The organism is Nonomuraea sp. GTA35 (assembly GCF_041950525.1).
GTDB lineage: Bacteria > Actinomycetota > Actinomycetes > Streptosporangiales > Streptosporangiaceae > Nonomuraea.
Window position 1 is genome coordinate 26,143 of sequence record NZ_JBGNUV010000026.1, and the last position, 16,569, is coordinate 42,711.

General features: G+C 70.3%; 25 protein-coding genes. 6 read left to right on the forward strand and 19 right to left on the reverse strand.

The genetic code is table 11. The features are described 5' to 3' along the window. The first annotated feature begins 8 nt into the window (after positions 1-8). The 6 genes from ACBJ32_RS56115 (at position 9) to ACBJ32_RS56140 (ending at position 2,535) form a co-directional block, all read left to right on the forward strand. Complete coding sequence (locus ACBJ32_RS56115; protein WP_375133803.1) at positions 9-278, forward strand: hypothetical protein; 270 nt, start codon at positions 9-11, stop codon at positions 276-278. Beyond that, complete coding sequence (locus ACBJ32_RS56120; RefSeq protein ID WP_375133804.1) at positions 275-487, forward strand: hypothetical protein; 213 nt, start codon at positions 275-277, stop codon at positions 485-487. Before ACBJ32_RS56115 ends, ACBJ32_RS56120 begins: the two co-directional genes overlap by 4 nt. Continuing rightward, positions 484-729 carry a hypothetical protein gene (locus tag ACBJ32_RS56125; protein ID WP_375133805.1) on the forward strand — a complete coding sequence of 82 codons (246 nt, stop codon included), beginning with the start codon at positions 484-486 and terminating at the stop codon, positions 727-729. The genes ACBJ32_RS56120 and ACBJ32_RS56125 overlap by 4 nt, the downstream gene beginning before the upstream one ends. 86 nt (positions 730-815) lie before the next feature. Further along, positions 816-1,133, forward strand: a complete 318-nt coding sequence (locus ACBJ32_RS56130) for a hypothetical protein (RefSeq protein WP_375133806.1) — start codon at positions 816-818, stop codon at positions 1,131-1,133. Between the two features lie 101 nt (positions 1,134-1,234). Further along, positions 1,235-1,378, forward strand: coding sequence for a hypothetical protein (locus tag ACBJ32_RS56135; protein ID WP_375133807.1), 144 nt, complete (start codon positions 1,235-1,237; stop codon positions 1,376-1,378). A gap of 17 nt (positions 1,379-1,395) precedes the next feature. Continuing rightward, the gene (locus ACBJ32_RS56140; RefSeq protein ID WP_375133808.1) at positions 1,396-2,535 is read left to right on the forward strand and encodes a methyltransferase domain-containing protein; all 1,140 of its coding nucleotides are present in this window, start codon (positions 1,396-1,398) and stop codon (positions 2,533-2,535) included. A gap of 241 nt (positions 2,536-2,776) precedes the next feature. Here ACBJ32_RS56140 and ACBJ32_RS56145 read toward each other — a convergent pair whose 3' ends face one another. The 19 genes from ACBJ32_RS56145 to ACBJ32_RS56235 form a co-directional block, all read right to left on the reverse strand. Then, a complete protein-coding gene (locus tag ACBJ32_RS56145; RefSeq protein WP_375133809.1) occupies positions 2,777-3,019 on the reverse strand; it encodes a holin in 243 nt (80 codons plus the stop codon). Positions 3,020-3,075: 56 nt separating this feature from the next. Continuing rightward, positions 3,076-3,861, reverse strand: coding sequence for a CHAP domain-containing protein (locus ACBJ32_RS56150; protein ID WP_375133810.1), 786 nt, complete (start codon positions 3,859-3,861; stop codon positions 3,076-3,078). Continuing rightward, a complete protein-coding gene (locus ACBJ32_RS56155; protein WP_375133811.1) occupies positions 3,858-4,007 on the reverse strand; it encodes a hypothetical protein in 150 nt (49 codons plus the stop codon). Before ACBJ32_RS56155 ends, ACBJ32_RS56150 begins: the two co-directional genes overlap by 4 nt. Before the next feature lie 16 nt (positions 4,008-4,023). Continuing rightward, positions 4,024-4,347 carry a hypothetical protein gene (locus ACBJ32_RS56160; protein WP_375133812.1) on the reverse strand — a complete coding sequence of 108 codons (324 nt, stop codon included), beginning with the start codon at positions 4,345-4,347 and terminating at the stop codon, positions 4,024-4,026. Beyond that, positions 4,344-4,772 carry a hypothetical protein gene (locus tag ACBJ32_RS56165; RefSeq protein WP_375133813.1) on the reverse strand — a complete coding sequence of 143 codons (429 nt, stop codon included), beginning with the start codon at positions 4,770-4,772 and terminating at the stop codon, positions 4,344-4,346. Before ACBJ32_RS56165 ends, ACBJ32_RS56160 begins: the two co-directional genes overlap by 4 nt. A gap of 10 nt (positions 4,773-4,782) precedes the next feature. Further along, positions 4,783-5,244 (reverse strand): hypothetical protein, encoded by a 462-nt coding sequence (locus ACBJ32_RS56170; RefSeq protein ID WP_375133814.1) that lies wholly within the window; start codon positions 5,242-5,244, stop codon positions 4,783-4,785. Beyond that, a complete protein-coding gene (locus ACBJ32_RS56175; RefSeq protein ID WP_375133815.1) occupies positions 5,241-6,161 on the reverse strand; it encodes a hypothetical protein in 921 nt (306 codons plus the stop codon). The genes ACBJ32_RS56170 and ACBJ32_RS56175 overlap by 4 nt, the downstream gene beginning before the upstream one ends. A 9-nt stretch (positions 6,162-6,170) precedes the next feature. Then, a complete protein-coding gene (locus ACBJ32_RS56180) occupies positions 6,171-8,936 on the reverse strand; it encodes a hypothetical protein (RefSeq protein ID WP_375133816.1) in 2,766 nt (921 codons plus the stop codon). Further along, positions 8,936-11,659: a hypothetical protein gene (locus tag ACBJ32_RS56185; protein ID WP_375133817.1), complete on the reverse strand. Its 2,724-nt coding sequence runs from the start codon at positions 11,657-11,659 to the stop codon at positions 8,936-8,938. The genes ACBJ32_RS56180 and ACBJ32_RS56185 overlap by 1 nt, the downstream gene beginning before the upstream one ends. 141 nt (positions 11,660-11,800) lie before the next feature. Then, positions 11,801-12,244, reverse strand: coding sequence for a hypothetical protein (locus ACBJ32_RS56190; protein ID WP_375133818.1), 444 nt, complete (start codon positions 12,242-12,244; stop codon positions 11,801-11,803). Then, the gene (locus ACBJ32_RS56195) at positions 12,229-12,654 is read right to left on the reverse strand and encodes a hypothetical protein (RefSeq protein WP_375133819.1); all 426 of its coding nucleotides are present in this window, start codon (positions 12,652-12,654) and stop codon (positions 12,229-12,231) included. Before ACBJ32_RS56195 ends, ACBJ32_RS56190 begins: the two co-directional genes overlap by 16 nt. A gap of 3 nt (positions 12,655-12,657) precedes the next feature. Continuing rightward, positions 12,658-13,089, reverse strand: a complete 432-nt coding sequence (locus ACBJ32_RS56200) for a hypothetical protein (RefSeq protein ID WP_375133820.1) — start codon at positions 13,087-13,089, stop codon at positions 12,658-12,660. Then, a complete protein-coding gene (locus ACBJ32_RS56205; protein ID WP_375133821.1) occupies positions 13,086-13,418 on the reverse strand; it encodes a hypothetical protein in 333 nt (110 codons plus the stop codon). The genes ACBJ32_RS56200 and ACBJ32_RS56205 overlap by 4 nt, the downstream gene beginning before the upstream one ends. Continuing rightward, positions 13,418-14,173, reverse strand: a complete 756-nt coding sequence (locus ACBJ32_RS56210; protein ID WP_375133822.1) for a hypothetical protein — start codon at positions 14,171-14,173, stop codon at positions 13,418-13,420. The genes ACBJ32_RS56205 and ACBJ32_RS56210 overlap by 1 nt, the downstream gene beginning before the upstream one ends. Further along, positions 14,166-14,453 (reverse strand): hypothetical protein, encoded by a 288-nt coding sequence (locus ACBJ32_RS56215; protein WP_375133823.1) that lies wholly within the window; start codon positions 14,451-14,453, stop codon positions 14,166-14,168. The genes ACBJ32_RS56210 and ACBJ32_RS56215 overlap by 8 nt, the downstream gene beginning before the upstream one ends. Beyond that, positions 14,450-14,632, reverse strand: a complete 183-nt coding sequence (locus tag ACBJ32_RS56220) for a hypothetical protein (RefSeq protein ID WP_375133824.1) — start codon at positions 14,630-14,632, stop codon at positions 14,450-14,452. Before ACBJ32_RS56220 ends, ACBJ32_RS56215 begins: the two co-directional genes overlap by 4 nt. Further along, a complete protein-coding gene (locus tag ACBJ32_RS56225; RefSeq protein WP_375133825.1) occupies positions 14,629-15,087 on the reverse strand; it encodes a hypothetical protein in 459 nt (152 codons plus the stop codon). The genes ACBJ32_RS56220 and ACBJ32_RS56225 overlap by 4 nt, the downstream gene beginning before the upstream one ends. Further along, on the reverse strand, positions 15,087-15,476 hold the full coding sequence (locus tag ACBJ32_RS56230; RefSeq protein ID WP_375133826.1) for a hypothetical protein: 390 nt from the start codon (positions 15,474-15,476) through the stop codon (positions 15,087-15,089). The genes ACBJ32_RS56225 and ACBJ32_RS56230 overlap by 1 nt, the downstream gene beginning before the upstream one ends. After that, a complete protein-coding gene (locus ACBJ32_RS56235) occupies positions 15,477-16,568 on the reverse strand; it encodes a hypothetical protein (RefSeq protein ID WP_375133827.1) in 1,092 nt (363 codons plus the stop codon). Position 16,569 lies beyond the last annotated feature (1 nt).

The following is a 16,569-nucleotide window of genomic DNA, read 5'->3' on the forward strand; positions in this document are numbered from 1 at the left end:
CCGTGGCCATGGACATTCACACGGCTCTTAACGCCAGAGAGCAGCTCGACCTGCTGCGTCTCAAACTGGAGGCCCGGGGATGGCTCGCCGACATGCGCGGCTCCGACGCCCATCCCCTCCTCCACGTCCGCAACCCGGCCGATCACGCATTCCACGACTCGGTCGCCTTCAAAAACGGCACCTTCTGCTGGAACTGGGGCTCGGAGCTCGGCTCCGCCGACAGCATCGACCAGGTCGCCGACGCGATCATGCACGTGTTGCGGGTGGTCGTGCAATGACCGGCTTCGGAAGGCTCGGCATCCCGGAGGTCGGCACCGGGAGTTTCACCGCCGACGACCTCGCCGAGCGCATCGCGACCCAGGCCGCGAACTACGCCAGGGCCGTGCGCGCCGGCGTTCCCCATTGCGCCTCCGAGGTCCGATCGCTCCTGGGCGAGGTCAAGGCCCTGCACGCTGAACTCACCAGCACCGGCGAGGAGGCCAGGTGATCGAAATCGTGACGGCGCATGCTGATGGCGCTGTGTCTCTGCGGTGGGAGGCCGAGAGCGACCGGGAACGCGACACGCTGGGCCACATCCCGCGCTTGCTCGTCAAGCGGGAGCGTCCCGATGCGCTCGACCACGACCTGCGCCATGCCCATGCCCAGATCCTGGCCACGGGCGAGCTGCCCCCGGACACGATGCGCCAGCTCCTGGAGCGCTCCATGCATTTCCTGGTGGCCCAGCCATGACCGGCCCCGCCCCCGGAGGGCCACGCCGCGCCGCCCGGCCCGGCCCCTCCGGGGGCGGCCGCCGACACCAACCCGAAGGGAGGAGCGTGGCGAACTTCGCCCCGGCATCCCAATGCCATATCCCGTGGTGCCGCGCCTGGCACCGGCCCGAAGACCTGCCCGGCCACGCCGCCCAGCTCGCCCTCTGGCGCGTCAACGGCGTCGAGGTCGAGCTGTTCATCGGCCAAATCGCTGACTGCCCGCCGATCATCCGGATCACTCGCGTCACCGATGGCGTCCGGCGGGCACGGGACCTTGACCCCGGGACGGCCGCCGACCTTGCCGATGTCCTCGACGCGCTGCCTGGGCGCCGACGCGAGCTGGTCGCGGCGCTCCGCACCGCCGCCGAGACGTTCGGCCCCTGAGCAGGCTCGGCGGCACCGGCCCCGCCTCAACAGTCCGCAGACAGGATCCCATCTAGACCGTGGCTCACCTCAACAGCACACAACCACGGAAGGAAGACAGCATGGGCAACAAGCACGGTGGCGAGCCGACCGATCGGCCGTTCGACAAGGACAAGGACAAGGGGAGCCAAAGCACCGAGGACAATCACGGACAGGCCAGGGGCGGCGGCCACAGCGGCGACGGCAAGAAGGGCGGAAGCAGGTAGTGGACATAGTCCCCTACATGGACCGGCTGATCGCCTCCCTCGATCCCGAAGAGCGAGGCCACATCAGCGAGTCCATCGTGGACGCCGTCCGCGCGGTACCCCGCCACCACTTCATTCCCGACGTGGGCCTGGTCCGCGATGACGACGGCGAACGGTACCTGATCGACCGGCAAGCCGACCCCGACGCCTGGTATCGAGCCGTTTACGGCCCCAACGGCATCGTCACGCAACTCGACGACGGCGCCACGCCGCTGACCGCGTTGAAGGGCGACTTCACGTCATCGGCGTCCGAGCCTGCCACCGTCGCCGACCTGCTCAACCAGCTCGGCCCCGAGCCGGGGCACCGGGTGCTGGAGATCGGGACCGGGACCGGGTGGACGGCCGCGCTGCTGTCCCACCTCGTCGGAGGTCACGGGGAGGTGACCTCGATCGAGGTGGACCCGCAGGTGGCCGAGCAGGCGGCGAAGAACCTGAGCTACGCCGGGTTCCATCCGCGGCTGCTCGTCGGCGACGGCGCGCTCGGCTGCATGGACGGGGAGCCGTACGACCGGGTGCACGTAACGTGCGGCATCCGCGAGGTCCCGTACGCATGGGTCGAGCAGTGCCGGCCGGGCGCGGTCATCGTGCTGCCCTGGCACCCGGGTTACGGCGACGGCGTTGTCCTGCGACTAGAAGTCCAGGACGACGGCACCGCTGCAGGCCGGGTGGTCGGCTTCGCCTCCTACATGTGGATGCGGGCCCAGAGGCCGGGCTCCCAGGAGACGGCTGAGACGACCCGCTGGTACTGGACCGCGCTCGATCCGAGAGCGCTCGGCGACCTGTGCAACGGTGCGGATCTGGCGATCTCCGCGCTGACCGGTCTGGAGTCGTCGGTCAGCTCCGGCGTTGACGACGACGGCGAGTACTGGCGGATGGTCGTCGCGCCTGCGGGTGATCCGGGATCGTACGCGGTCGCCACCTGGCGGCCAGGCCGCACTCGGCATGCCGTGCAGCAGGTCGGCGACCGGCCGGTGTGGGACGAGGTCCTGCACGCGTACGCGCGGTGGGTGAGCTGGGGCGAGCCGAGCTGGGAGCGCTACGGCGTCACCGTCGCGCCGGACGGGCAGTCGATCTGGCTGGATACGCCGGATAACGTTCTGCGCCGCCAGGAGGCGTGAGCACGTAGAGAGCGGCAGCACAGCAGGACGCCCCACCTCCCTCGCCGGGTGGTGGGGCGTCGTCGTGTCGGTGGTCAGCCGGCTTCCGCCGGGCTGACGTAGACGGTCACGGTCCGCTCGGCCGATACGACCGGCTCGAACGTGATGTATCCCCCGAACGGAAAGGGACCGCGGTTCTGCTCGCCGAGCTCCTGGCTGTAGGTCCCGCTTCCCCACGGGCCGAAGCTCTCAAATGGCCAGGCTATCCGCGGCTGCTCGTGGTGAACCCGGCCGTCGTGGGATCGCCGCTCGTGCCCGCCACGATGGACATGAGCAGGCTCACGGCAGCCGCGCCGGCGGCGATCGAGCCCACCCCAGGCCAGGCGATGTCGAGGATGCCGATCCTGTCGGTGCCGATCGTGGCCAGCGCCGAGCTGGCGCCGGCGCGCACCATACGCTCGATGGTGTCACCCCAGAACTGGCCGGTCATGAGTCGTCTTTTCATGATCACCTCACAGGGGATGGACCGCCCTCGGATGAGGGCGGAGAACAGGAAGATCGTTAAGGCTGCGGGGCCTGCGGCTGGTCGTCGACGTCGAGCCGTACCGTGACCCTCTCGATCTCCGACCGGATCCGGGCGACCAGCGCCTCCACGTCGATCTCGCCGTCCTGCTTGGCGAGCGCTTCGGCCATCGCGGTGATCGTCGCCCCCTGCGCGGCGAGCTCCGCCAGGATCTTCCGGAGCTGCACCCCGTGGTCGACCAGCACGCTGCGGGGCTTCCACTCCTTGTTCGTCTCCGAGCCGTACGGGACCGGCATGGCGTCCGTCTCCCAGGTCGCCTTGTAGATGGTGTCTCCGGTCACGTTGTCCTCCTTGTTGTAGTCGGGATTCCAGAACCCCGCGATGACCTCGGGCCCTCTGACGCGGCGCTTCACCGCGTCGCCCGTGTTCGCCTCGATCGTCTGCACGCGACCGTCCTGCAAATTGACCTCGACCAGGCCCACGTGGTCGATCGCGCCTGTCTCGTTAGTGCCGCCCCAGTCGAAGAAGATCACCGATCCGGGCACGGCGTGTGCCCGGACGTTGGCGGCGGTGCCGGCAAACCACCGGCCGAGCCGCTGCCCGTCCTCGGCGTGCCACACGGTGTAGGCCCTGTCCCCGGCCGGCAGCACGGCGTCCGCGGTGCCGGACAGGTGGGCCCAGTGCGAGATCGCCTGATCGCACCATGGCGCCTCCAGGAACTCGCTGCCGTTGCGCTCGGCGTACCAGCGCGTGATCCGGTTGGGGCGGCCGCTCAGGCCGAGGTCCTGGCGGGCTTCGGCGAGCATCGCCTTGGCGCCGCTCACGACTGCGGCTCGCCGCGGTAGATCCCGCCGGAGTCGGCCTCCCCGTACAGCCGACGGAGAAGCTCCTCCTCGTCCGGTTCGGTCGGCCCCGTGGGGTGCTGGTTAACCTGCTCGGCCACCAGTTCGGCCTCGCTCATCTCGGGCACGTTCCTACCTCCTTGCTTACGCTCCGCTGAGACGGAAGATCTCTGCCTTGGCCACCGCGAGTTCGGCTCTCAGGACCGACACCTGCTCGGCGAGCTGCTGGATCTGCCGTTGCTGGTCGGCGCGCTCCTGCCGCAGCTCGGCGATCTCGGCCTTGGCCGTGTCCAACTCGGTGCGCAGCATGTTGACGACCTTGTCCGCCGTCTCCACAGCGACAGAGTCGGTCTGCCGGTCCAGCTGGCGTAGGTCCCGGCGGCGACGGGTGATGGCCATGATCGCCTGGACGATGCCGCCGCCCGCGGCGACCTGAGCGATGGAGACCAGAACCTCGGTCCACGTCACGCCTCCCCCCTCTCCCGGCTCTCTCGCGCCGCGGTGCGGGCGCTGCGCATGATCACGCGAACCTTGACGAGGCAGCCGACGGCCAGGGCGCCGGAGATGATGCCAGCAGCCAGGCCGTGCACGCCCAGGCCGACCATGACGGTGATGGAGTAGAAGGCGTAGCCGCCGGCGAGCATCCACAGGCCCGGCGTCTCCAGCTCGCTGTGCTGCCAGTACAACCCCACGAGTTTGAGCAGCCCGCCGGCGGCGAGCTCGGCACCCCAGAGGTGGGCGACAGGGCCGGCGACCCCGCGCAAGCTGTTGGTCATGCCCTGAGAAATGTCCTGGCCGACGACCAGGCCGAGCAGGCCCAAGGCCACGGCCGCCGCGGCGGCCGCCGAACCGAACGGGTTGAGCCGCAGGCGGTCCTTCCTGTTCAAGGTCATGGGCTGCTCCTCATGGCAGCGGGATCACGATCAGGTCGCGGGCGGCGATGTCGGCGTTGTCGGGATCGGTTCCGGGCGTGACCAGGTGCATGGTGCGGATGTAGTAGAGCTGGCCCGGCGTCAAGTTCTCGATGAGGGAGACGCGGCACCCGTACTGGAACGCGGTGTTGTTCGACAGGCTGAGGTAGCCGCGCAGGGTGACGCTGGGGGCGAGGACCTCGGTACCGTCGGCGGAGTCCCGGAACAACTGCGGGCTCAAGAAGATGCGGTCCAAGGGGGCCGCGCCGTTGTCCCTGAACCCGCCGCCGACCGTCAACCGCACCTTGCCCGAAGGCGGGGCTACGAAGTAGACACCGATCTCGGGGCTGCCCGTCGCGTAGCTGGTGTTGGAGATCTCCGTCAGGATCGTGTCGTCGTGGAAGAACGCCGTCGGCGACAGCGTGCGGACGAGATCACCGGCTTTGATCGTCATGAGATCGGCACCACCGCGATGTCGCGGGCCGCAATGTCCTGCGTCGAGCCGCCCGGGTCGCCCGTCTGGACGGCGTACATGACGCGGGCGTAGTAGAGCTGGCCGGGGGTGAGCCCGTCGAGGACGCTCTCCCTGGAGCCGTAGGCGAACGCCGCGGCGGCGATGTCGCTGCCGAAACCCCTGTTCGTCACGCTCGGGGTCAGCACCACGGCGCCGCTGCTGTTGGTCTCCCGTACCTCCGGCGACAGGAAGATCCTGTCGCCCGCCGCGCCGTTGCCGAGCCCGCCGCCGACGATGAGCAGCACCCGCCCCGACGTCGGCGCCGTGAACGTCACCTCGACTGCGGGCGTGCCGGCGATGTAGCCGCTGTTGGTCGGGTTGTTGATCTGCGTGACGTCCTGCGCCCACACCGCCGGCGGGTAGTCGAGCGCCCGCACCGGCCGCCCCGCGAAGCTGGACCCAAGCGGCGTGGGGATGACGGTGATTTCCCGCACCGCGATGTCAGCCGTCAGCCCGCCGGACACCTTATGCATGGTGCGCGCGAAGTAGGTCGTCCCCGCGGTCAACCCGGTCAGCAGAGTCGTCCTCGACCTGTGCACGTTGGCCGACGACTCGCCAGGCAGACCCACGCCGCGGCTGGTCACGTCGGCGGCCAGCACCACGGCGCCTGCCACACTGCCGACGCGCACTTCGGGCGCGAGGTGGATGCGGTTGGTGCCGCCGTTGTCCGCGCCGGCGACGCCGACCGAGAGGAGCACGGCACCGCTGGTCGGCGCGACGAAGGTGAGCGACACCTGCGGCGTGCCCGCGATAAAGCTCGTGGAGCTGATGTCGGTGTTGGCCGTCGTGTCCGACGCCCACGCTGACGCAGGGCGGTCGGTAGCTGAGATGGGCGCTCCGACCAGGATGTTCGGCATCGCACCTCCTTAGAGCGCGTAGATGGCGGGCTGGAACATGGATACGGTCGCGCCGCTGGCGTGGGACTTGACGACGCCGTTGACGGAGCGGGTGACGGTCAGGGTCTGCACGGTGCCCGCCGCAGCGCCGACCGCCGACACGGTCATCCGCTCGCCGCCGATCATCACGTCGAACCCGCTGGCGGACGTCGACCAGAGCGGCCCGGTCGGTGTGGTGATGTCGACGCCGGTCTCCGTCGTGTCGAGCGCCTCGTTCAGCACGGTGTCGACCGGCATGTAGCGGGCGGCGCCGTCGTAGGTGGCCACCTGGTAGGGCGACTCCGGCGAGCAGTTGAGCGTGATCGTGTGCTCGTAGTTGCCGAGCTCCTCGCTGTGGCCCTGCACGAGCTGGCTGATCGTCTCGGGCGGCATCTCGTCAGGCGGGTTGGCCACCGTGACCCGGTCCCCCACCTCCAGCCCCCGAGCGTCGGCCATCTGCGCGGCGTCGCCGGCGAAGGAGGCATGCGCGAGGTTGAGGGAGAGCTGCGGATACCTCGCCTCGTCCACCGTGCCCAGATGGAGCCGCCACCCGGCCTGTTCGAACAGGTCGAGGTCGTACTCCACCGCGAGAGTCACCTCGCCCGGGTAGCGGCCCACCCCGGCTGGGGGCGGCAGTACCGACAGAGTGCCGGTCTCCTGGACCGCCCGCGCGCTGGATCCTCCGGTGCGGGTGACGGTCACGTCGTTCGTGATCGCCTGGTCGTCGTCCACCGGGGACACGGCGTCGGCGAGCTCGTGCTGCTCGTAGTCGAGGGCGAGCCGGGCGTCCTGGTTGTACAGCGACGTGCGGGTCCGGTAGCCGAGCCCGAGCACATCGCGCGGCTCGAACAGCATCCCCGCGTCGGCGTCGGCCGCTGCCCGGATCAGGTTCATCAGGGTGTCGGGGCGCTGCGCGCCGAGCCGGGCGCTGTCGTCGAGGTCACCGAGCGCCCGGAACGCGACGCCCTCCTCCGCGCAGAGCCGCTCGATGCGGCGGCCGGCCCGCTCGCCCCGCCAGGCGTCGAGCTGGGAGCCGAGGTCGAAGAGGGTCGTGACGGCGTTCTGGATGCTGAGGTGGCCGATTGCTGTGGTGATGAGCCCACCGGCCGGGTTGAGGATCACCGAGCCGACGCGGCCCACGGTGTTCGCGTTCAGCGTGGCTGAGGTGGCCAGCCCCGAGGAGGCGCCCGGTTCGAGCGTGCTCACCGTGTAGTCGATGTTCGCGCCGTTCTGGGTCAGCTCCACCGATACGAGCAGGAGTTCGCCGTTCACGGCATAGGCCATGTCGCCGGTGTCGAACAGCTGCGTGCCGCCGGCGTCGAAGCTGCGCAGGCCCAAGGTGCCGCCGGTGCCGTAGTGCAACTCCCACCTGCGCACGGAGCCGGTCGTGTAGAACGTCAAGATGGCCTGGTTGTCAGCGTCGCCGCCGGACGGGACCGCCATCAGGAAGCGGATCTGTGTCTGCCCGGTGTCGGTGTAGGTGGGCGCGCCGCCGCGCAGCTCGGCGTTGGCCAGCACCAGGATCGGGTTCGAGGCGGTGAACCCCTCGAACCCCGCGAGCGTCGGCGTGCCGATGATCGTCAGCGGTCCATGGTCGAGCGCCGGCGCCAGCGACGTGCTGCCTTCGGCATCTTGGAGCGGCCAGTACGCCACCAGGCCCGCCGTGTCGAAGATGCGGCCCCGGTACATAGCTGAGCCGAGAACGCCTCCCTGAGCACCGCTGGGGTCCCGGGAATCGCCACCCCGGCTCAGCCGCTGGAGCACGCCGGACGCCTCGATCGGGACGTAGGCGTCCTCGCCGGTGATGTCCCACCGCGGCGGCCAGCTGCTCACCTCACCGTGGAAGCGCCAGCACCGGTTGCTGATGGCGGCGCCCCCCTGCACCGTCCACGTCCGGCCAGAGGAGTCGGCGAAGCTGGCCGCGCCGGGTGTCTGCGCGGTGAAGTCGGGGTTAGCCACGATCGACCCGGCGATGCCGTTGCGCAGCTCGAACGCGTGCACCGCCCCGACCACCGGGAACCCGGTGAAGTCGGTGACGTCGCCGACCTCCAGCTCGGCCGAGCTGGAGAAGATCGAGGTTGTGCCAGCGGTTACCACCGGGTCCCCGAGCTGCGTCCACGGGCCCGCGATCGTCTCCGCATAGTAGAACGTGGCCGTGTTGCCGCCCGCGCCGTTGTTGACGTCGAACGTCACCCTGAGCGCCTGGCGGCCGTCGGCGGGGGCGGGGCACGGCTCGGTGGCGACCACGTCGGTGGTCGCAGTGCCGTTGGCGGACCAGGTGAAACACGGCACCCCGGAGCCGTTACCGTGCAGGTAGAACGCCCACGAGCGTTGGTTGCCGGTGGTCTCGTACTTGGCTGCCATGTCCATCACGGTCCGCCACGACGCGGCGGTGATGTCGATGCGGATGTCGATGTCGCCGGTGATGTCCAGGCTCGCGTGGTCGAGAGTGGTGGCCCGGTCGCCGGTCGCGCCGTCGAGCGCGAGGTAGGTGTCGCCGTCCTCGATGGCGATCCGGACGGGAGTGTTGCGGGTGAGCTGCCCGTAGTACGGACCGACGGGGTTCCTGGGGCTGTAGCGGCCGTCCCGGTTGTTCATGGTCAGCGAGCAGGAGGACCGATCGACCTGCCCGGCCTCGTCCGCCCGGCCGCGCCGGATGCTCACCATGTCTCGGCGGTACACGTGCGAGGTGACGTCCACCCACGCGCCGTCGAGATACAGCTCGACGGCCAGCGGCAGGACGGCCTGAGGGAACATCAGGTCCTCCCGAGCACGAGCTGGACATTGCCACCACGGACGCGGATGGCCTTGCGGAGGATCTGCAGGAGCATGTCGTCGATCGCACTGCCGGAGGACCGCAGCTCGATGACGGTCGGGGCCGGCGCCGCGCCGCTTGCGAGCATGGCCGCGGTCTGATTCGCCGAGGTGACCTGACTACCGAAGGGGAGTTTCACGAGCTCGGCGCCGCGCTCGCCGACCATCGTCCACCCGCCGGCTGGCCCGCCCGTCGCCTTGCCGTCGAGGCGGGCGTTGAATGCCTCCGCCTGCTTGTTGTAGGCGAGGTCCGCGGACTCCTTGGTGAGGACGCTCTTGACCTTGGACGGGATGAGCCCCCACTTGTCCGCCAGCGCTGTGGCTTCCTTCTTCGTGAGGCCGAAGGCGCGGGCCATCTTGATGAACTCGGCGCGCTGCTCACGCATCTTCGCCACGATTTCGGACGTCGGCTTGCCCATGTCCCGCATCGCGAACGCCACCTGGTGCGCCGCGTCGGCCAGACCCATCAACGCGGTCCGGTTCTCCCGCCCCTTTTCCTTCGTGATGTTGAGGGACTTGCCGTTCTCCTTCATCGACCGGCGCACGGCGTCCCACGCCTCTTCGTACGCCATCAGCGCGCGGCCCTGGCCGAACACGCTGTCGGTGAAGCGCGACATGCCGTCCCTCAGCGAGACGACCTCGCGCAACGCCTTCGTCAGGTCCCGCATGCTGCTGGCCAGGCCGCCAGACTCGCTTCCGCCGCCCCCCGAGCGGAACGCCATGCTGATGGACCCGAAGCCGCCCCCGCCGCCGAGCACGGCGCGCGTCTGGCCGGCCCCGGTCACTGACGACCCGACGGGCAGCCGCACCAGCTCCGGCCCCTGCTCGCCCACCATGGCGAGGCTGGAACCACTGCCGGACACACCGCCCTGCGCGAACCGCTTCACACCGCCCAGCCCGCCGACGATGCCGCCGCGAGCCAAACCGGGCGCCAACACGGTGCCGCTGCCGACCCGCGGCTTACCGCTGTACCGGTAGATGGTGTCGATGAACGTCGTCGCACGACTGCCGTTGACCGACGCCAGCGCCGCCTTCGCCGCCGCCACCTTCCGCTGCAGGTCGGAAATCTCAGCACGGATCTGCGCCCGTTCCGGCCGGGTCAGCTTCGGGTCACGCAACCGTGCCTTCGCTGCTGCGATCTTCGATTCCAGGTCGCCGATATTGCCTCGCACAGCAGTCGTCACCGACTCCGGCACAGCCAGCCACGCCGCAGCGAGCGACTCAGCCTCCGCCTTCGTCGCCCCGGCCTGCCGCGCCGCCTGCACTAGCTGGCCACGGTACTGGCTGTACTTCTCGGCGATAGCGCCTGCAGACGCCTCCTCGTTCTGCATGGCCACGAGGTGTTCCTGAGACGCACGCGCCAGGTCGATCAGGGCGTCCTTGTTGGCCCGGCCCTTCTCCGAATGGATGTCGAGGGTGCGACCGTTCTCCCGGACGGCTTCCGCGGCCCGGTCGATCGCCTCCTCCACCCGGAGTTGAGCCTCCGCCGCGTCGAGAGCCGGCCCGGTCAGCCGCTCGAACTCGGCCTTGAGATCCCGAAGCCCCGCCGCGGCGTCGTCGGCCGCGCCGCCGAGATCGGAGGCGGCGGACGAGGCGCCCTTCACCCCGCCGTTGTTGGCCGCCGCGGCGTCGGTCTTGGCCCACTCTTCCCGCATCTTCTGCATGTGCTCGGTGTTGATGCCGAGGCTCTCGTACAGGTCGTACAGGCCATCGGCGAACCCCTTGCCGAAGTCGGTGTTCCCGGAGGTGAAATCGCTGACGTCGCCAGTGAAGTCGGACCACGAGTCGGCGAGGGCATCGACGGCCTCGGTCGTGAACTCGACGGCCCTGGCCGCAAATTCGAACGCGCCCGCGATGTCGTCGGCGTGCTCTTCGGCGGTCTCGGCTACGTTTTCGATCGACCGCTGCAACGCCCCGAAGATCGCCGGGCTCCGGGCGGAGAGCCGGTCCAGGACCGCGCTGTAGCCGCGCTCCAGAGGGACCAGCGCCGGGCCCAGGGAGGCTACCCCGTCACCGATCGACCGGACGAAACGATCAACAGCGGGGGCGCTGTCCGAGAAAAAGCTGCTCAAGTACGGCTTGAGCCGCGAGAAGGTGGCCCTCGTGACCGTGGCCGCCCGCAGGGCGGAGCGTTCCATCGGCTGGGCAGCATCCGCGAGATCGGCCTTGACCTCCTGGCCGACGGCGGACCACTCTTGCCGCACCTTCACCGACTGGGCAGCCGAGACGGCCCCGATGGCCGTGAGCGCGCCGCCGACCGCCAGCGTGACCGCGCCCGCCGCGGTGCCCGCACTAGCCGCCGCCCCGTACAGGCCGGCTGTGACCGCGGCCCCCATGCCGGGCCCCAGCTTTCGGAAGCTGGACAGCACGGAGGACGTGAAGCCGCCCACGATCTGGTCGCCACGGCGGGTGCCGGACTCGATGCCTTCGGCGATGCCGTCGCCCAGGTCCTGGCCGCCCCGCACGAACCGGCCGCGGCTGTCTCGCAGACGGGCGCCGGCGCCACGTACGATCCCGTCGCCGAGCGCCTGCCCGGCTTCGACGCCGGCCTTGCCCAAGGTGGCCTTGGTGCTGGCGGCGAACGCGCTGGCCTTGCCGCGGGCGGCGGCCAGGCCGGGCCCGGTCCGGTCCCTCGAGGAGACGACGATCTCGACTTCATTGCTCAATCCAGCTCGCCCCCTCCCCCGTGTTCGGTCCGGCCATCTCCTCCAGGCGCAGCAGGCGGATCAGTCCTGCGTCTTCCTCCATCAGCGCGCTGGGCAGGCACCCGAAGCGGGTGCACTGCGCGAGAATCCAGCGCGCGTCCCTCAGCTCGCGAGGCTCGGTGACAGGGGTTCCACAGGCAGAGATGCCTCCGGGAACGGCTCGCCACCGGGCGATCTGCTGTCCAAAGGGACGGGCACTCCAGCGATGGCCTCGGCCCACTGGTCCAGCACCTCGCGGAAGAACCGCGGGTCCGAGGCGACGAACTCCTCGGGCGTGCACGGGACCGGCGTCTTGTTGCCGTGCCCGTCCTCCTCCTGCACGTTCCAGGACACCAAGTACGTGCCGAACTCCAAGGCCAGGCCCAGGAACTCCTCGCGGCCCTTCGGGTTGGACACGTCGATGCCGCCGTCCAGGATCGGAGCGAACCTGAAGAAGGTCTCCAAGCTGGCCCGGCGGGCACGGATCTCCAGGCCGGCGAACTCTCCGTCTTCCCACCGCAGGAGGAGCGTGCGCGGCCGCACGTAGCCGGTCACGCCGACGTCCACGTGGGGACTGCGCCGTTGGCGAGTACGAGGGGCACCTGCCAGGTGAGGCTGCCGTCGGCCGCGCGGGTGAGCGCGTAGTCCGTCGGCAGGAGGGTGCACAGCGGGGTGGTGCCGAGCGTCTGGCCGCTGACCGTGAGCGTGAACTCGCGGGCCACGCTCGTGGACGGCACGGTCTTGAACACGTCGTGTGAGGCGTTGCTGGCGTCGTTGAACACCCCGTTGAGGCTCATGGACATGTCGGCCAGCAGCAGCAAGCGCTCCATCGCCGATTTGTCCACGCCGGTCACGTCCTGAACCGCCCTGGGGCTGGCGAACTCGAAGTTCGTGATGTCGTTGCGGATGTCCCTCAGCGTGCCGCCGCTGTCGTCGATCGACAGCGCAGACCACGCGAGACCTGTCTCTTTTGCCACGACTTATCCCTTTCTCTGCTGGTCGGCGAGCCGATCCTGATGGAGGCTGAAGTCCTCGACCCAGTCCGCGCCTCGGGAGTGCTGGCGGATGAGGCCGAGGTCCCGCCGCCAGTCCCCGCCCCGCACCAGGTAGTGCTCCGGCCGCGTGTGGTGCTCGGCGAAACAGCGTTGCCCCGACATGAACTGGAAGACGGTCAGCCCCTCGCCTGTGCGGCGCTCCCGGTAGGTCCGGCCTGCCTGCTGCCGGATGTACGCGGCCTGCGCCCGCCCAAGGTCGGTGCTCTCGTCTACCTGCGTCTCCCAGCCGTACTGCCAGGCTGGACAGCCGACGTCCTCGCACGCGCTGCGCACCGCGCGGTCCGGCGGCGACACGATCCGGTATGTCTGGAACGCCCCCACCGGAGCGGCCGGGACGATCCTGTTCAGTGGCCTCATGCCTGCCTCCCTCTCGGCGTTTCCGGACGCGGCCCACGCGGATCCACCGGATCCCGAGGGCCACGCGGCCCGCGCGGCTCTCCAGGCCCGACCTTGACCGGCTCACGCACCGGAGCACCCGGCCGTGGCAGCGGCGCGCTCGCCTGCTCCAGGCCCACGAACCCGGCGCGGGAGTGCGCCGCCGCCAGGTGCCCATCACGCGTGGCCACGAAAGCCGTGAACGGGTCCTCGCTGCCCCACGCCTCGACCGGGACCGCGATCACCGTCTCGTCGTCGCCCTCGACCTTGTAGAGCGCGACGGTTCCGGTCGTGCACGGGATGAGCGCCATCAGAAGGTCACCGCCGTCAGGTTGCGGGTCACGACCACCACGAAGGACAGCGCCGAGAAGCCGCCCGAGGTCACCGTGGCCACCCTCAGGTAGCGCTCGACCGTCAGGGACCGGCCCGTCTGGATGCGCTGCGCACCGGGTGCGCTGGTGATCTGGGCGAAGCCGCCGCCGGTCACGTCCGCCCAGGCGTCGGCGCCGCCGTTGTCGCTGCTCTCCTGCAGCTTCACGGTGGCGTCCGTGCCAGTGAAGCTGATCACCTGGAGCCACGCCTGCAGCCCGAACGCGCTGGACGCGCCGCCGTCCAGCGATGCACCGTTGGTCGCGCCCGTGTCCGTCCGCACCCCCGGGGTGGCCTGGACGCCCCACTCCAGGCCGTGGCCATCGGCCAGGGCCTGGACCGAGATGGTCAGCGAGCCGTCGGCCGCGCGGGATGGGTCGTAGTTGATCTGCCGCCCGACCAAGCACGCCGCCGGCGACCCGAGGCCCGTGCCGCGCCCGTAGGTGGCGATCCTGTTGGTGAGCGGCAGAGTGGACAGCACCTCGTGCGCCGCCCCTACGGCCGGGTTGAAGAACGCCGTCCACTCCAGCGAGCCGTCCCTCGCGAGCCCCGTCCGCTCCATGGCGTACTTGTTGATCCCGGTGGTGTCCTGGGTGCCGGCCAGGCCGCCGCCGATCCGGCCCAGCGAGCCGACGTCGCCGCTGAGGTCGTAGCCGTCCAGCCAGAACGCGTCGCCGAGCCCGCTCTGCTTAGCCACGGTCGGCCTCCTCGACGGGGACGAGCGGCCCGTTGGAGGGCCCGCGGTGGACGTGGGTGGCCAGGTGGGAGACGTCGGCCTCCCGGTCCCGGCGCAGCGTCTCGTACGCCTGCTCAGCGGCCCGTAGCGCCTCGGCCGGGATCTCGTGCAGGTACGCATTCACCCGAACGCCGTGCCGATCGGCCGTCATCACCGGCCGGAAGGTCTCGGCTGCGGCGAGGCAGGTGTGCCAGCGCACGACACTGCCGTCCCGAGCAGCCTTGGTGACGGTGACGATCACGCGTTCCCCCTCTGCTTGAGCGCTGCCCGCTCGATCGCTTCAGCCGCCGCCGTCCACGCCTCGCGTTGTGGCTTCGGCAGCTCGCGCCAGCGCGGTATGACGTTGCCGGCGTGGTTGACCCAGTCGACGTGGTCGCCGTACGCCTCGTAGCCCACCTGGGCCAGCTCCAGCGCGGTCATGGCGTCTGCCCCCAGAGATCGTTGACGACGAGGGGGAGGGTGACGATCGCGACCCGGTAGGTCTGGGCGTCGATCGTCACGTAGCCGGTGGTCGTGGACAGCGGGGTGCCGTGCGCGCCGAGCAGGTCCACGTTGCGCACCTGGTCGCCGAGCTCGAAGTCCCCGCTGTAGGCGGTGAAGAGCGCGTCCACGGCCGCGATGAGCACCGGCTCGATGTCGTCGGCCGGCTCCTGCGGGAGCGGCGCGAAGATCATGACGTTGAGGGTGAGGCGGCCGGTTGTCCCTGCGAGCCCGGACGCCCCCGGGATGGGCGTGACCTCGGCCACGGTGACGGCCGCGGACAGGCCGTTGCCGGGCGCGTTCTCCGGCTCGTGCGTGTTCACCCGCTCGAACAGGCCGAGGCCCTGGGCGTGCGACACCGTGGCGTCGAGGATGCCGGCGATGTTGAGCGCCATCAGTTGAGCCTCCTCACGTACTGGTGCAGCACGTGTTCGGCGACCTCGCTGGCCTTGGCCGTGAGATCGGCGCGGGTCAGCGGCCAGTGCTTGTAGCCCCTGAACCGGGTGACGGGGAAGTTCCTGCTGCCCACCCCGGCCAGCCAGCGCCCGTAGATCACGCGCTGGTCGTAGATCACGGCGGCCCCGAAGAGCTGCCGGACGGCGATCTGCGACTCGTAGTAGCCCGTGGGGTGCTGAAGGAACTGATGCAGGTACCCGTGCAGGATGCCCTTGCCGACGCCGGCGACCTTCAGCGTGGCCTCGTCCCGGTATGCGCGGATGACCTGCTCGGCGTACCCGCGCCGGAAGATCGGGCCCGAGGTGTTGACGTCGAAGACGAACTCCATCTACACCCCCCGAATCCTGGCCTTGCGCCCGTAGGCGGTGATGCAGTCCTTGCGGAGCTGGGCCAGGCCGCGCCCGGTCACCTCACGCTGGTTGTCGCCGGTGCCGGCGGTGCGCGCGTACCCGGCCTGCTCGCCGAGCAGCTGCACGAGCGCCAGGCCGAGCGAGTAGTCGCGGACGAGGCCGGGCACGAGATGCCGGGCGACCGCCGCGGCGGTGTTGTGCGTGGCCGCGGTAGTGCCATACGCGCCCCTCACCACGTTGAGGGTGCGCGGGGCGTAGATGCTGCTCCCGGCGGCGTGAGCGGCCAGCACAGACCCGTCCCACGCCCGGCGCACGGTGAGCGTTGACCCGGCGACGTCCACCACCAGCATCCGCTCCGAGTCGATCAGGATCACCTCGTCCACGGTGGGCGCGCCGGTGGTGGTGGACAGGGTGATCGACACGTCCGACGCCGCGGCGGTCAGCGAGTCGCTCGCGTGGATGTCCACGCCGGTGTCGAGCATGCTCTTGGAGGTGACGAGCATGCGCTCCGTCCCGACCTGGATCAGGTCACCGACCCCGACCGCCGACGAGTCGGTCACATCGACGCCCGTCTCGGAGGCGTCGAGGGCCTCGGCGAGCGCTCCGGCCGCCGCGGTGGCGAGGTCGCAGCCGCACCAGGTGCCGGCGATGGAGATGGCCCGCTGATGCGTGTCCCCCGACCCGAACGCGGCCGGGCCGGCGAGGTTGATCTCCACGTGCGTGTACGGCGGGCCGTCGTCCGGGCGCAGGAAGTAGTGGCCCGGGTCGATGACGACCCCGCCGGCCATCACCTGCGTGGCCGCCGCCAGCTCGTGCTGATCGAGCCACAGCCGCCACGACCGGGCGCGCTGCGAGTTCGGCCAGTCGAAGTAGCGGGTCTCGACCTCCGGGAAGAACCGGCGCTTGAGCAGGCCCGCGCCTCGGTTGGCGCCGGTCGCCCCGCCGTCGAGCGTGTCGCTCGCGGACTCGATCGCCCGGTCGATCTGCCGGGCCGAGCGCGCGGTCTCTTTGACGTCCAGCGCCCGCTGGACGTCTTCCCGCGTGCAGTAGCAGACCCGGGTGATCGCCATC

Excerpts from the sequence above, each read along its gene's own strand:
- ACBJ32_RS56205 (WP_375133821.1), bottom strand. The coding sequence starts at position 13,418 with ATGGCGCTCATCCCGTGCACGACCGGAACCGTCGCGCTCTACAAGGTC.
- ACBJ32_RS56175 (WP_375133815.1), bottom strand. The coding sequence starts at position 6,161 with ATGCCGAACATCCTGGTCGGAGCGCCCATCTCAGCTACCGACCGCCCT.
- ACBJ32_RS56120 (WP_375133804.1), top strand. The coding sequence starts at position 275 with ATGACCGGCTTCGGAAGGCTCGGCATCCCGGAGGTCGGCACCGGGAGT.
- ACBJ32_RS56230 (WP_375133826.1), bottom strand. The coding sequence starts at position 15,476 with ATGGAGTTCGTCTTCGACGTCAACACCTCGGGCCCGATCTTCCGGCGC.
- ACBJ32_RS56170 (WP_375133814.1), bottom strand. The coding sequence starts at position 5,244 with ATGACGATCAAAGCCGGTGATCTCGTCCGCACGCTGTCGCCGACGGCG.
- ACBJ32_RS56135 (WP_375133807.1), top strand. The coding sequence starts at position 1,235 with ATGGGCAACAAGCACGGTGGCGAGCCGACCGATCGGCCGTTCGACAAG.
- ACBJ32_RS56165 (WP_375133813.1), bottom strand. The coding sequence starts at position 4,772 with ATGACCTTGAACAGGAAGGACCGCCTGCGGCTCAACCCGTTCGGTTCG.
- ACBJ32_RS56235 (WP_375133827.1), bottom strand. The coding sequence starts at position 16,568 with ATGGCGATCACCCGGGTCTGCTACTGCACGCGGGAAGACGTCCAGCGG.
- ACBJ32_RS56200 (WP_375133820.1), bottom strand. The coding sequence starts at position 13,089 with ATGAGGCCACTGAACAGGATCGTCCCGGCCGCTCCGGTGGGGGCGTTC.
- ACBJ32_RS56180 (WP_375133816.1), bottom strand. The coding sequence starts at position 8,936 with ATGTTCCCTCAGGCCGTCCTGCCGCTGGCCGTCGAGCTGTATCTCGAC.
- ACBJ32_RS56115 (WP_375133803.1), top strand. The coding sequence starts at position 9 with ATGGACATTCACACGGCTCTTAACGCCAGAGAGCAGCTCGACCTGCTG.
- ACBJ32_RS56140 (WP_375133808.1), top strand. The coding sequence starts at position 1,396 with ATGGACCGGCTGATCGCCTCCCTCGATCCCGAAGAGCGAGGCCACATC.
- ACBJ32_RS56220 (WP_375133824.1), bottom strand. The coding sequence starts at position 14,632 with ATGACCGCGCTGGAGCTGGCCCAGGTGGGCTACGAGGCGTACGGCGAC.
- ACBJ32_RS56145 (WP_375133809.1), bottom strand. The coding sequence starts at position 3,019 with ATGAAAAGACGACTCATGACCGGCCAGTTCTGGGGTGACACCATCGAG.
- ACBJ32_RS56225 (WP_375133825.1), bottom strand. The coding sequence starts at position 15,087 with ATGGCGCTCAACATCGCCGGCATCCTCGACGCCACGGTGTCGCACGCC.